The 12538-nt window shown below is 72.3% G+C and carries 12 protein-coding genes; 9 read left to right on the forward strand and 3 right to left on the reverse strand.

The window, feature by feature from the left end:
• Positions 1 to 57 precede the first annotated feature (57 nt).
• Positions 58 to 1905: an N-6 DNA methylase gene (locus tag AB0J46_RS01745; protein ID WP_364324975.1), complete on the forward strand. Its 1848-nt coding sequence runs from the start codon at positions 58 to 60 to the stop codon at positions 1903 to 1905.
• Positions 1906 to 1943: 38 nt separating this feature from the next.
• Positions 1944 to 2840: a serine/threonine-protein kinase gene (locus AB0J46_RS01750; RefSeq protein WP_364324978.1), complete on the forward strand. Its 897-nt coding sequence runs from the start codon at positions 1944 to 1946 to the stop codon at positions 2838 to 2840.
• Here the strand turns inward: AB0J46_RS01750 and AB0J46_RS01755 are convergent.
• Complete coding sequence (locus AB0J46_RS01755) at positions 2824 to 3786, reverse strand: alpha/beta hydrolase-fold protein (protein ID WP_364324981.1); 963 nt, start codon at positions 3784 to 3786, stop codon at positions 2824 to 2826. The two genes, AB0J46_RS01750 and AB0J46_RS01755, sit on opposite strands and share 17 nt — an antisense overlap.
• A 189-nt stretch (positions 3787 to 3975) precedes the next feature.
• On the opposite strand from AB0J46_RS01755, the gene AB0J46_RS01760 reads away from it, so the two are divergent.
• Genes AB0J46_RS01760 through AB0J46_RS01785 form a run of 6 tightly spaced genes read left to right on the forward strand, consistent with a single transcriptional unit; the run spans position 3976 to position 10296 of the window.
• Positions 3976 to 5268 (forward strand): extracellular solute-binding protein, encoded by a 1293-nt coding sequence (locus tag AB0J46_RS01760; protein ID WP_364324984.1) that lies wholly within the window; start codon positions 3976 to 3978, stop codon positions 5266 to 5268.
• Positions 5265 to 6224, forward strand: coding sequence for a sugar ABC transporter permease (locus AB0J46_RS01765; protein WP_364324987.1), 960 nt, complete (start codon positions 5265 to 5267; stop codon positions 6222 to 6224). Before AB0J46_RS01760 ends, AB0J46_RS01765 begins: the two co-directional genes overlap by 4 nt.
• A complete protein-coding gene (locus tag AB0J46_RS01770; RefSeq protein ID WP_352349853.1) occupies positions 6221 to 7024 on the forward strand; it encodes a carbohydrate ABC transporter permease in 804 nt (267 codons plus the stop codon). Before AB0J46_RS01765 ends, AB0J46_RS01770 begins: the two co-directional genes overlap by 4 nt.
• Positions 7021 to 8391, forward strand: a complete 1371-nt coding sequence (locus tag AB0J46_RS01775; RefSeq protein ID WP_364324990.1) for a GH1 family beta-glucosidase — start codon at positions 7021 to 7023, stop codon at positions 8389 to 8391. The genes AB0J46_RS01770 and AB0J46_RS01775 overlap by 4 nt, the downstream gene beginning before the upstream one ends.
• Positions 8392 to 8423: 32 nt before the next feature.
• Positions 8424 to 9419 (forward strand): LacI family DNA-binding transcriptional regulator, encoded by a 996-nt coding sequence (locus tag AB0J46_RS01780; RefSeq protein WP_358283308.1) that lies wholly within the window; start codon positions 8424 to 8426, stop codon positions 9417 to 9419.
• Complete coding sequence (locus AB0J46_RS01785; protein ID WP_364324993.1) at positions 9406 to 10296, forward strand: aminoglycoside phosphotransferase family protein; 891 nt, start codon at positions 9406 to 9408, stop codon at positions 10294 to 10296. Before AB0J46_RS01780 ends, AB0J46_RS01785 begins: the two co-directional genes overlap by 14 nt.
• A 36-nt stretch (positions 10297 to 10332) precedes the next feature.
• Here AB0J46_RS01785 and AB0J46_RS01790 read toward each other — a convergent pair whose 3' ends face one another.
• The gene (locus AB0J46_RS01790; protein WP_364324996.1) at positions 10333 to 11094 is read right to left on the reverse strand and encodes an SDR family oxidoreductase; all 762 of its coding nucleotides are present in this window, start codon (positions 11092 to 11094) and stop codon (positions 10333 to 10335) included.
• An 82-nt stretch (positions 11095 to 11176) separates the two neighbouring features.
• Between AB0J46_RS01790 and AB0J46_RS01795 the strand changes: the two genes are divergently transcribed.
• Complete coding sequence (locus AB0J46_RS01795) at positions 11177 to 11851, forward strand: LysR family transcriptional regulator (protein ID WP_364324999.1); 675 nt, start codon at positions 11177 to 11179, stop codon at positions 11849 to 11851.
• 23 nt (positions 11852 to 11874) lie between these two features.
• Here AB0J46_RS01795 and AB0J46_RS01800 read toward each other — a convergent pair whose 3' ends face one another.
• Positions 11875 to 12510 (reverse strand): hypothetical protein, encoded by a 636-nt coding sequence (locus AB0J46_RS01800; protein WP_364325002.1) that lies wholly within the window; start codon positions 12508 to 12510, stop codon positions 11875 to 11877.
• Positions 12511 to 12538: the final 28 nt, after the last annotated feature.

Here is a 12538-nt window from a genome sequence, read left to right on the forward strand (position 1 = left end):
GTTGAAAGACTTCACAAGCAGATGCGCTGAAGACTCTTGTGAACTACTGTGGCCTTCATGAGCCACGACCCGACCGTGAACGCCGGGGACATCGCCCGGCTCGCCGGTGTCGGGCGTGCCGCGGTGAGCAACTGGCGCCGCCGCCACGACGACTTCCCCCAGCCGATCGGCGGAACCGCGAACCAGCCGCTGTTCTCGCTGCGGCAGGTCGAGTCCTGGCTGCGCCGCTATGGGAAGTCCTACCAGGTCTCGCTGGGAGATCGGGTGTGGCAACGCCTGAAAGCCGCCGGCGATCTGCGGCTGGGCCATCTGGTCGCCCAGGCTGGAACGTTGCTGACCAGCGGGAAGAGCGAGCTGGAGCCCGAGCTCGCCGGGCTCGTGTCGGAGCTGGCCGAGCGCCACGGCGCGCTGACGGCCTACGAGTTCCTCTGCGAGCGTTACCTGGAGGCCCACTCCCGCCAGCTCTCGGTCACCCGCCACGACGTGGCCGAACTGATGCTGCGGCTGGTCCGCGTCGAGGGCGCCACCGTCCTCGACCCGGCCTGCGGGGTCGGCACCCTGCTCCTGCCGCCGGCCGCCGCGCTTCCCGCCGCGCTTCCCGGCGGGGCGGAACGATCCGGAGCCGTTCCCGGCGACCCCGCGCCCGCCGCGGGCGACGACCCGCCGCCGGGCCGGCCCGCCCGGGTGCTCGGGCAGGAGCTCAGCGAGACCTCGGCCGCCATCACAGCCGCCCGCCTGCGGCTGCGCGGCATCCAGGCCGACATCGTGGCCGGCGACTCCATGCGGCTCGACGGCTTCCCCGAGCTCAAGGCCGACGCCGTGGTGTGCGATCCGCCGTTCAACGAGCGGGCCTGGGGTTACGAGGAGCTGACCGGCGACCCCCGCTGGGAGCACGGCCTGCCGCCGCGCGGCGAGCCCGAGCTGGCCTGGGTCCAGCACTGCCTCACCCACGTCCGGCCCGGCGGCCTGGTCGCCGTGCTCATGCCGCCGGCCGCCGCGAGCCGCAAGGCGGGCCGCCGGATCAGGGCCAACCTGCTGCGCGCCGGAGCGCTGCGCGCGGTGGTGGCGCTGCCCGGCTCCGACCTGTGGCTGCTGCGCCGGCCGAGGGCGGGCGAGCGGCCGCCGTCGGAGGTGCTCATCCTCGACGCGACGGCCGACCTGGCGCCGGTCGAGGCCGCCTGGCTGGCCTACCTCGACGACCGCTCCGACCAGACCGTGCGCATCATCGACCTGCTGGCCGACGAGGTCGACATGACCCCGGCCCGCCACCAGCGCCGCGACGACGTCGGCCGGGCCTTCGCGCAGGCCCGCGACCGGTTCCTGGCCGCCGCGGCCGTCCCGCCCGACCTGAAGGTGCTCGACCAGCCGCTCGACCAGCCGTCCACGACGCTGGGCGACCTGATCAAGGAGGGCCTGGTGAGCACGTCCCAGGCGCCGCCCAAGATGGCCGCCGACGGGGGCGACGTGGCCGTGCTCACGGCCGACGACGTGCTGAGCGGCGGCGCGCCCTCCGGCCTGACCACCATGCAGCCCGGCCTGGTCGTGATCCGTCCGGGCGACGTGGTGGCCTCCTACTCCGGGGTGCGGGTGATCGCCGAGGGCGGCGCGGTGCTCGGCCCCCACCTGACCCTCTACCGGGTCGACGCCCGTCGGCTCGACCCCGACTTCCTGGCCGGCTTCCTGCGGGCCGCGGGCGGCCGGGTGACCACCGGGTCCAGCAGGTTCGACGTGCGCCGCACCCGCGTGCCACGGTTGTCGCTGAAGGAGCAGAAGGCGTACGGGGAGGCGTTCAGGCAACTGGCCGTGCTGGAGGACGCGCTGCGCGAGACCTCGACCCTCGGCCGCACGCTGATCAGGCTCGGCCTCGACGGGCTGGCCGACGGCCATCTGCACCCGCAGTCCTGACGGTGTAGTTTTTCCCGAAAGGCTGCGTGGAGGGGCGAATGGTCATCGGCGACCGCTATGAGCTCGACGACCTCCCCCTCGGGCAGGGCGGGATGGGCGCCGTCTACGCGGGCCACGACCGCCACCTCGACCGCAGGGTGGCGGTGAAGCTGCTCAGGCTGCCGAGCGGCCCCGACCACGAGCTGGAACGCCGCTTCATCCGCGAGGCGCGCATCCTGGCCAGGCTGGAGCATCCGGGCGCGCCCGTGCTCTACGACTTCGGCACCCACGAGCAGCGGCTCTACCAGGTGATGCAGTTCATCGAGGGCGTCACCGTGGCCGACGTGGTCAGCGAGCACGGCCCGCTGCCGGTGCCGTGGGCGGCGGCCATCGCGGCCCAGGCGTGCGCGGTGTTGTCGGCGGCCCACGCCCTGGCGATCTGCCACCGCGACCTCAAGCCGACCAACCTCATGCTCTGCCCCGACGGCAGCGTCAAGGTGCTCGACTTCGGGCTGGCGCTGCTGCGGGACGCCGACGTCACCACGTTCACCCGCATCGGCCAGATCCTCGGCACGCCGGCGTACATGGCCCCCGAGCAGATCCAGCACGGCGTGGCCGAGCCGCGCAGCGACCTTTACTCGCTCGGCTGCGTTCTGCACGAGATGCTGACCGGGCGGCAGCTCTTCACCGGGCCGACCGACTACGTGGTGTTCGAGCAGCAGGTCAAGGAGCGTCCGCCGGCCATCCCCGGGCTTCCCGACGAGCTGGGCGCGCTCCTGGCCGAGCTGCTGGAGAAGCAGCCGGAGAACCGTCCGGCCGACGCCGACGAGCTGTACGAGCGGCTGGCCCCCTTCGCCGTCGAGCTGCCGATGCTCCCCGGTTTCCTGACCGAGGCCCCGAGCCCCGGCCGCATGTACGCCCGCATGGTGGGCCGCGTGCTCAGCCGCCGGACGTAGCGCCCCGGAGCCCGGCGAAGGCGGCGATCAGGGCGTCCCCCAGGCGGTCGCGCCAGCAGTAGCGGTCGTGGCCGCCGTCGAACTCGCGGTAGTCCGCCGCCGCGCCCAGGACGGCCCGCAGCCGCTCGGTCGGGCCATGCATGTCGTCGTCCTCCAGGCTGCCGAGCTGGAGGTGCACGCGCGGCATCGGGCCCCTGGCCAGCTCGCCCGTCAGCCATTCGGGCTCGGGGCCGTCCGGCCACCAGAACGAGCCCGACTGCGACACCGCCGCCGCGAACCTGCCGGGATGCCGGTGGGCGGCGTAGACGGCGGTGAGCCCGCCGAGGCTCTGACCGGCGATCACGGTGAAGCCGTCGTGGGGCAGGGCGTCCACGAAACCGGGGTCGCAGGTGAGCCGGGCCGTGCGCTCGGCGCCCGACTCGACCAGCCAGGCCCGCACCGGCGGGATGCGGCCGGCCGCGATGAGGTTGTCGAGGATGACGGGCAGGTCCTCGGTCCACTCCTCGCCGTCGAGCGCGACCAGCGAGCCGACCGGCGGGAGCGCGGGCTCGTACCGGAACCCGGCGGGCTCGCGGACGAGCCGGTGGCGGCGCCGGCCGGGGACCAGCCACGGTGAGGACGGGGTCGTCTCGGCGATCGAGAAGCCCCGCCACAGGCGAGGGTTGAGCGGGTCGGCGACCTGCGCGCCGTCCACCTGGAGCTGGTAGGAGGCACGCCAGCCGCGCCGCACCCGGAACGTGCGGCTCCACAGGCCCGGCCCGCGCTCCAGCAGGGCGTCGTCGCCGTCGGGACGCAGCCTGCCGGCCAGGACGCGCACCTCGCGGGCGGGGCCGTGCCACAGGAACGTGACCGTGTCGTGCTCGTCGTCGAGCCGGGTGACGACGGGCGTGACGGTCGCGCCGGGGCGCGGAACCGGCAGGGTCTCGGGCGGAAGATCGCTCGTCAAGGCGGGCTGCTCCTCGATCCGGTCGGGACGTTGCAGCACCCTACCCCACTCGCCCTCGACCGGCTCTGAACGCGCTCTCTTGGTAACACCGATCGTTATGCGGACCCCGTTGACAGGGCGGCGTAACGGCCGCGAATCTGGCGAGAGAGCGCTCTCTCACATCCCCCGTTCTCCCCCAGGAGGGTTTCCATGACCCCTCGTGTCCGGCGGCTCGCCCTGCCCGTGCTCACCGCGTCCCTGCTCGCGCTGGCGACGGCCTGCGGTGGCGGCGGCGGCCCCACCACCGAGGCGAGCGCCAAGCCCGGCGAGAAGATCAAGCTGTCCATCGGCCTCTTCGGCGACTTCGGCTTCAAGCCGCTCTACGAGGAGTACAAGAAGACCCACCCGAACATCGAGATCACCGAGGCCGTCACCCAGTTCAACGACCACCACAACAACCTGGTCAAGCGCCTGGCCACGAACGCCGGCGCGGGTGACGTCGAGGCCGTCGAGGTGGGCTACATCAGCACGTTCACCTCCCAGCCCGGCAAGTTCGTCGACCTCAAGCAGTACGGGCTGGACAAACGCCAGGGCGACTACCTCGACTGGAAGTGGCAGCAGGGCCTCAGCAAGGACGGGCAGCAGCTCCTCGGCCTCGGCACCGACGTCGGCGGCCTGGCCATGTGCTACCGCAAGGACCTGTTCAAGAAGGCCGGGCTGCCGAGCGACCGGGCCGCGGTGAGCGCCCTCTGGCCGACCTGGGAGCAGTACATCGAGACCGGCAAGAAGTTCGGCGCCGCGAACGTCGCCGGCGCCAAGTTCGTCGACTCCCCCGGCGAGATCTTCCGCGCCATGGTCAACCAGGCCCCGGTCGGCCTGTACGACGCCCAGGACCAGATCATCGTGGACAGCAACCCCGACGTGAAGAAGGCGTGGGACCTGTCCAACCAGCTCACCCAGGAGGGCCTGACCGCCAAGCTGGCCGCCTTCACCCCGCCGTGGAACACCGGCTTCGCCAAGGGCTCGTTCGCCACGATCATCTGCCCGGCCTGGATGACCGGGTTCATCCAGGAGCAGGCCAAGGACGCCTCCGGCAAGTGGGACATCGCGACCGTGCCGGGCGGTTCGGGCAACAGCGGCGGCTCGCACCTGATGGTGCCCAAGCAGAGCAAGCACCCGAAGGAGGCGGCCGAGCTGATCGACTTCCTGACCTCCAAGGAGAACCAGGCCAAGGTGTTCAAGGAGGAGGGCACGTTCCCGTCGATCCCGGCGCTGTACGACGACCCCTCGATCCAGAACTTCACCAAGCCGTTCTTCGGTGACGCCCCCATCGGCAAGATCTACTCCGACGCCGCCAAGGCGCTCAAGCCGCAGCACCTCGGCCCCAAGGAGGCCGACGTCCGGGTGGCGATCGGCAACGGGCTGGGCCGGGTCGAGCAGGGCAAGCAGACGCCCGACGAGGCGTGGGCACAGGTCCTCCAGGACGTCCAGAAGATCAAATGAGTACGCTCCCGCTGTCGGCGCCGACCCGGCACCGGCGGCGTGGCGTGCGGCACACCCTCGACGTGAGGGTGTCGCCGTACGCCTACGTCGCCCCCTTCTTCCTGCTCTTCTGCGCCTTCGGGCTGTTCCCGCTGATCTACACGGCCTGGGTCAGCCTGCACGACTGGACCCTGCTGTCGGAGGAGCACACGTTCGTCGGCGCGAAGAACTTCCAGACGCTGCTGGCCGACGGCTACTTCTGGAACGCCACCTTCAACACGCTGTCCATCGGCGCGCTGTCCACCGTGCCGCAGCTGCTGCTGGCCGTCTGGCTGGCCCATCTGCTGAACCGGCGGCTGCGCTTCCAGACGTTGCTGCGCATCTCGATGCTGCTGCCCAACGTCACCAGCGTGGTGGCCGTGGTGGTGATCTTCAGCCAGCTCTTCGGCCGCGACTTCGGGCTGATCAACTGGGTGCTGTCGTGGGTCGGCATCGGGAAGATCGACTGGGCGGCCGGCACCGCGACCTCGCACATCGCCCTCTCCGTGATGATCATGTGGCGCTGGACCGGCTACAACGCGCTCATCTTCCTGGCCGCCATGCAGGCCGTACCGCGCGAGCTGTACGAGGCCGCCACCCTCGACGGCGCGAGCAGCTTCACCCAGCTGCGCCGGATCACCATCCCGATGATCCGGCCCACGATCATCTTCGTCGTCATCGTCTCCACGATCGGCGCGATGCAGATCATCGCCGAGCCCCTGCTGTTCGGCCAGAGCAGCGGCGCGGGCGGCGGCGCGGCCAGCGGCGGCCCGGACCGCCAGTACCAGACGCTCGCGCTGTTCGTCTACGAGCAGGGCTTCACCAAGTTCGACTTCGGGTACGCCTCGGCGGCGTCCTGGCTGATGTTCCTGGTCGTGGTGGTCGCCGCCGGGATCAACTTCCTGATCAGCCGCCGGGTGAAGGGCGGCACGACATGAGACTGCGCTACCTGACCCTCATCGCGGTCGCCTTCTTCTCCGCCTTCCCGCTCTACTACAGCGTCGTGGTGGCCTCGCGGCACAACTCGGCGCTGGCCGAGGTCCCGCCGCCGCTGCTGCCCGGCGGGAACTTCCTCGCCAACGTCGCCCGCGTGTTCGACACCGTGCCCTTCGGGCTTGCGCTGCTGAACTCGGTCATCGTGGCGGGCTCCATCGCGGTCGCGGTGATGTTCTTCTCGACGCTGGCCGGGTTCGCCTTCGCCAAGCTGAGGTTCCGGGGCAGGAACGCCATGCTGGTGATCACCGTGGCCACCATGATGGTCCCGGCCCAGCTCGGCATCATCCCGCTCTACCTGCTCATGGTGAAACTGGAGTGGACCGGCACGGACTACGCGCTCATCGTGCCGGCGCTGGTCAACGCGTTCGGGGTGTTCTTCATGACCCAGTACCTGACCCGGGCGCTGCCGGACGAGCTGCTGGAGGCCGGGCGGGTGGACGGGTGCACGACGTGGGGCCTGTTCTGGCACGTCGTGCTGCCTGCCGCGCGGCCGGCGGCGGCCGTGCTCGGCATGCTGACGTTCATGTCGGCGTGGAACGACTACTTCTGGCCGCTGGTCGTGCTGAACCCGGACAACCCGACCGTCCAGGTGGCTCTGTCCACGCTGGCCAGCGGTTACGTCAACGACTACGTGCTGGGCCTGGCGGGCACGGCGGTCGGCGTCCTGCCGCTCGTGGCGGTCTTCGCCCTGTTCGGCAGGCAAATCATCGGCGGAATCATGCAAGGAGCTGTTAAGGGATGAAGTTTCCCGAGGAATTCGTCTGGGGAGCCGCCACGGCCTCTTACCAGATCGAGGGGGCGGTCAAGGAGGACGGGCGCGGCCGCTCGATCTGGGACACCTTCTCCCACACCCCCGGGAAGGTCGCCGACGGCGACACCGGTGACGTGGCCTGCGACCACTACCACCGCTACCAGGACGACGTCGCGCTGATGCGCGAGCTGCGGCTGCGGGCCTACCGGTTCTCGGTGGCGTGGCCGCGCGTGCAGCCGGAGGGGGCGGGGGCGATCAACCCGCGCGGCCTCGCCTTCTACGACAAGCTCGTAGATGAACTACTAGCCGCCGAAATTTCGCCCTACGTCACGCTTTATCACTGGGACCTTCCCCAAGCCCTCGAAGACCACGGCGGCTGGACGAACCGCGACACGGCCTACCGTTTCGCCGACTACGCCCAGGCCGTGCACGACCGGCTCGGCGACCGGGTGACCCACTGGACGACGCTCAACGAGCCCTGGGTGTCGGCCTTCCTCGGCTACGGCAACGGCGTGCACGCGCCCGGCCGCCGCGACCCGGGCCAGGCCATGCGCGCGGCCCACCACCTGATGCTCGGCCACGGCCTGGCGGCGAGCCGGCTGCGGGCGGCGGGGGCGCGCAGCATCATGCTCGTGGTCAACTCCGCGCCGGTGCTCACCCCGGCCCAGGTCAACGACCCCACGGCGGTGGCCGGCGAGGCGGACGCGGCCGCCGCCGAACGCGTCCACGCCCTGCTGACCAGGCAGTTCCTCGACCCGGCGGTGCACGGCAGGTACCCGGAGGAGGTCCTGGCGGCGGCGGCGCGCAACGGCGGGACCGCGCACGTCCACGACGGCGACCTGGAGCTGATCAACGCGCCGATCGACCTGGTCGGCGTCAACTACTACAACCCGTGCGTGGTCGAGTCCGGCCCGGGGCTGCCCGCCGACGCCGCCTGGCCCGGCTCCGACGGCGTGCGCTTCACCACGGCGGACGCCCCGGTCACCGCGATGGGCTGGCCGATCGTGCCCGACGGCCTGTCCCGGCTGCTCGTCCGGCTCTCGAAGGACTATCCGCAGGTCGGGCTCATGGTCACCGAGAACGGCGCGGCCTTCGAGGACCTGGTCGAGGACGGCCGGGTGCACGACGACGAGCGCGTGGCGTACCTGGACGGGCATCTGCGCGAGCTGCACCGGGCCGTCGAGGCGGGCGCCGACCTGCGCGGTTACCTGGTGTGGTCGTTGCTGGACAACTTCGAGTGGGCCGAGGGCTACCGGCGCAGGTTCGGCATCGTGCACGTGGACTACGCGACGCAGACCCGGGTGCCCAAGGACAGCGCCCTGTGGTACCGCGACGTGATCAGCAGGAACGGCCTGTAGATTTTTTCCGTGCTCTCCCTCTTGGTGCAGTCATGAGACGCCCGACGCTGGAGGCGGTCGCCGCCCGCGCGGGCGTCTCCCGCGCGACCGCCTCCAGGGTCGTCAACAACCAGACGACCGTCGCGCCGCACATCCGCGACGCCGTGCAGCGCGCGATCGACGAGCTGGGCTACATCCCCAACTCGGCGGCGCGCAGCCTGGTCACCCAGCGCACCGACTCGGTCGCGCTGGTCGTCAGCGAGCCGGGCACCCGGGTCTTCTCCGAGGACCCGATGTTCTCCACGGCGATCAGGTCGGCCAGCTACGAGCTGGAGGCGGTCAACAAGCAGGTCGTGCTGATGCTGGCCTCCTCGCCCAAGAGCCACGCCCGGGTGGAGCGGTACATCTCGGGCGGTCACGTCGACGGCGTCATGCTGATCTCCATGCACGGCGCCGACCCGCTGCCGGCCGCGCTGTCGCGCCTGCGCGTGCCCGTGGTCTCCTACGGGCGGCCGGCCGTGCCGGTCGACATCCCGTTCGTCGACAACGACAACGTGGGCGGGGCCGAGGCGGGCGTCCGGCACCTGGTCGAGTCCGGGCGGCGCAGGATCGCCACCATCGCCGGCCCGCAGGACATGATCGCCGGCCAGGACCGCCTGACCGGCTACCGCAACGTGCTGCGCGACTCCGACCGCCGCTCGATCGTGGCCGTGGGCGACTTCACCCGGGAGTCGGGCGCGATCGCGATGCGCCAGCTCCTCGGCGACGACCCCGCGCTCGACGCGGTGTTCGTGGGCAACGACCTGATGGCGGTCGGCGCGCTGCAGGCGCTGCGCCAGGCCGGGCGGCGGGTGCCCGACGACGTCGCGGTGGTGGGGTTCGACGACATCGAGGCGGCCAAGTACACCGAGCCGCCGCTGACCACGCTGCGCCATCCGATCGCCGAGCAGGCGGCGGCCATGGTCCGGCTGCTGCTCGGCCTGTTCGAGGGCGGCTCGCGGGAGCCGGTGATCCTGCCGACCGAGCTGGTGGTCCGTGAGTCGGCCTGAGCCCGCCGGAGCCGCCCGGGTGATCTCCGCCGGCGAGGCCGTGGCCGCCGCCGTCGCGGTGGCCGAGCAGCACGGCGTCACGGTGCGCGAGCCCGTCGTGCTGAAGGACTCCTACAACCTGCGGATCCACCTGCGGCCGGCGCCGGTCGTGGCGCGGGTGCCCACGGTCACCGCGCTGGCCCGGCGCCGGCCCGAGGAGGCGATGCGGCGGGAGCTGGCGGTCGTGTCGTTCCTGCACGAGCTGGGGGCGCCGGTCGTGCCGCCGAGCGACCTGCTGCCCGCGCGGGTGCATGAGCGCGGCGGGGCGCTGGTGTCGTTCTGGCGGCACGTCGAGCACGACGGGTCGCGGCCGGTGACGCCCGAGGTGTTCGGGCAGGCGCTGCGCGAGCTGCACGAGGCGCTGCGCGGCTATCCCGGCGCGCTGCCGCGCCTCGGGCCGGTCCTCGACGAGACCGGGCACCTGCTCCGGGTGCTCTCCGCCGACCTGGAGCCGGCGGTGGCGGCCCGGCTCGCCGAGGCCCGCGCCGGGCTGGCGGCCCGGCTGCCGGACGGCGGGCAGGCCGTGCACGGCGACGCCCATCCGGGCAACCTGCTGGTCACGCCCACCGGCCTGCTGTGGAACGACTTCGAGGAGACCACGTACGGGCCCGTGGGCTGGGACCTGGCCTGCCTGCTCGGGACCGTGCGGCTCGACGGCCGCGCGGCCGTGCGCGCCTACGGCGCCGACCCCGGCGACCCGGCCCTGGCGGTGTTCGCCGAGGCGCGGGCCCTGCAGGCCGTCCTGTGGACGCTGGTCCGGGCGCGGCGCTTCCCCGAGGAGCGGGCCGCCGCCCGCGCCGTCCTCGACGGCTGGCTGCGCGACCCCGGCGCCCGCTGACCGGGCCCGTTCTCAGGCCCGTTCTCAGGCCCGTTCTCAGACTGGCACGACGCCCTGCGCCGGGCCGAGGAAGTAGCCGCCGGTGGCGTCTAGCGCGTGGCCGGTGATCCACCGGGCGTCCGGCCGGGCCAGCAGGGCCACGGCGTCGGCGATGTCCTCCGGACGGCCGATGCGGCCGAGCGCGGTGACCTCGGTGACGCGCCGCTCGGCGACGCCGTCGTGGTCCTCGCGCAGCCAGGCGTTCATGTCGGTCTCGGTGACGCCCGGGGAGACGGTGTTCACGGTGATGCCGCGCGGGCCGAGCAGCGGGGCCAGGGTGAAGCCGAGCGTGTCCAGCGCGCCCTTGGTCATGGAGTACACGACGTCGGGCAGCGCGATGCGCACGACCGCCGAGGACACGTTGATGATCCGGCCGCCGTCGTTCAGCAGCGGCAGCGCCCGTTCGATGACGAAGTACGGCGCCCGCACGTTCACCGCGAACACCCGGTCGAACTGCTCGGGCGTGACCGAGTTCAGCACTCCGCCCAGGATGGCGGCGTTGTTCACCACGATGTCCAGCCGGTCGTCGCGCAGGCCGTCGAACAGGGCGTCCACGCCGTCCTCGAAGGCGGCCTTGACCGCGTACGCCTGTCCGCCGGCGCTCTCGATCTCGGCAACCGTCTCCCTGGCCAGGTCGTCGTTGGTGGCGTAATGGACGATCACACGGGCGCCGCCGGCGGCCAGGCGGCGCGCCACGGCCCGTCCGATGCCGCGCGAGGCCCCCGTGACCAGCGCGGTCCTGCCTGCGAACTCACTCATTGCGTGCTCCTTCATGGGTGGAGCTCCATCGTGCGGCGGGGACGTCGCGGGCGTCCAAGACCGGCTGTTATAGCTTCTTGCTATGGATGCCCATATCCGGGATCTGCGGTATTTCGTGGCGGTCGCGGAGGAGTTGAGCTTCACGCGGGCGGCCACCGAGCGGCTGTTCATCTCCCAGCCCTCGCTGAGCAGGCAGATCAGGCAGCTTGAGCTGACCATGCGGGCCAGGCTGTTCGACCGCGACCGGCGGACCGTCGCGCTGACCGACGCCGGGGCCGCGCTGCTGCCGCTGGCCCGGCGGATCATCGAGCAGTGGGAGGACGCGCGGCGCGCGGTGGCCTCGGCGCGCGAGGAGCGCACGCTGACCGTGGGGTTCCAGACGCGGATCGGGCGGGGGCTGGTGCCGTCCATCGTGGAGGCGCTGCCGGGATGGGAGCTGCGTTTCCGCCAGATCACCTGGGCCGACCCGACCGTGGGGCTGGGCGACGGGCAGGTGGACGTCGCGGTCGCCTGGCTGCCCGTCCCCGGCGACGGCGTCTACGACTGGACGGTGGTGAGCACCGAGGAGCGGTGGGTGGCGCTGCCCGCCGGGCACCGGCTGGCCGGGCGGGCGGAGGTCGGGCTGGCCGAGCTGGCCGGTGAGCCGTTCGTCGCGCTGCCGCGCACGGCGGGGCCGATGCGGGACTTCTGGCTGGCCGCCGACCGGCGCACCGGCCCGGCGCTGGTACGGGAGTTCGTCCGCTGCCTGTGCCCGTGACACGGCCCCCGGGTCAGGCCGGGTCAGGCCGGGATGGTGGCGCGGGCCTCCTCGACGTGGGCGGCGACGCGGTCGGCGCCGCACGACCCGGCCAGCGCGCGGGCCTCGTCGGCGAGCGCCAGGGCCTCGTCGTGCCGCCCCTGGGCGACCGCGATGTGGATCAGGCCGACCTGGTTGGACGCGACCCCGGCCGGCGACCCGAGCTCCCGGCGCAGCCGCGACGACTCCGTCAGCTTCTCGCGTGCCTCGTCGAGCCGCCCGGACCGGTGGGCCGCGATCCCCTGGTGCCTGAGCACCTCCGCGAGCGTGACCAGGTCGCCCGTCCCGGCGGCCAGTTCCCCGGCACGCTGGAAGAGGGGCAGCGCGCGGTCGAGATCGCCTGCGACGACCTGGTGGTAACAGCCCTCCCAGAACGCCGACTCCCCCTCGCCGCGCCGGTCGCCGACCGCTTTGAACAGCGCGCCGGCCCGTTCGAACAGCGACAGCTCGCGCGGGTCGGCCTCGCCATCCTGCACGAAGCGCACGTGCAGGACCCGGCCCCTGGCCAGGCACAACGCGGCCTCGACCGCATCCAGTTCACGGTCGGACGCGGTGAGCGCGGCGTCGTCCCCTGCGTAGATCCCGCGTTCGTAGAGCCCCCTGGCCCGCTCGATCCACATTTGCCCGAATGTACGGGAAGGAGGGGCC

It is taken from the genome of Nonomuraea sp. NPDC049758, assembly GCF_040674635.1.
Lineage (GTDB): Bacteria > Actinomycetota > Actinomycetes > Streptosporangiales > Streptosporangiaceae > Nonomuraea.

Coding starts and splice junctions, on each gene's coding strand:
- AB0J46_RS01750 (WP_364324978.1), top strand. CDS start 1,944: ATGGTCATCGGCGACCGCTATGAGCTCGACGACCTCCCCCTCGGGCAG.
- AB0J46_RS01745 (WP_364324975.1), top strand. CDS start 58: ATGAGCCACGACCCGACCGTGAACGCCGGGGACATCGCCCGGCTCGCC.
- AB0J46_RS01795 (WP_364324999.1), top strand. CDS start 11,177: ATGGATGCCCATATCCGGGATCTGCGGTATTTCGTGGCGGTCGCGGAG.
- AB0J46_RS01790 (WP_364324996.1), bottom strand. CDS start 11,094: ATGAGTGAGTTCGCAGGCAGGACCGCGCTGGTCACGGGGGCCTCGCGC.
- AB0J46_RS01800 (WP_364325002.1), bottom strand. CDS start 12,510: ATGTGGATCGAGCGGGCCAGGGGGCTCTACGAACGCGGGATCTACGCA.
- AB0J46_RS01765 (WP_364324987.1), top strand. CDS start 5,265: ATGAGTACGCTCCCGCTGTCGGCGCCGACCCGGCACCGGCGGCGTGGC.
- AB0J46_RS01780 (WP_358283308.1), top strand. CDS start 8,424: ATGAGACGCCCGACGCTGGAGGCGGTCGCCGCCCGCGCGGGCGTCTCC.
- AB0J46_RS01775 (WP_364324990.1), top strand. CDS start 7,021: ATGAAGTTTCCCGAGGAATTCGTCTGGGGAGCCGCCACGGCCTCTTAC.
- AB0J46_RS01760 (WP_364324984.1), top strand. CDS start 3,976: ATGACCCCTCGTGTCCGGCGGCTCGCCCTGCCCGTGCTCACCGCGTCC.
- AB0J46_RS01770 (WP_352349853.1), top strand. CDS start 6,221: ATGAGACTGCGCTACCTGACCCTCATCGCGGTCGCCTTCTTCTCCGCC.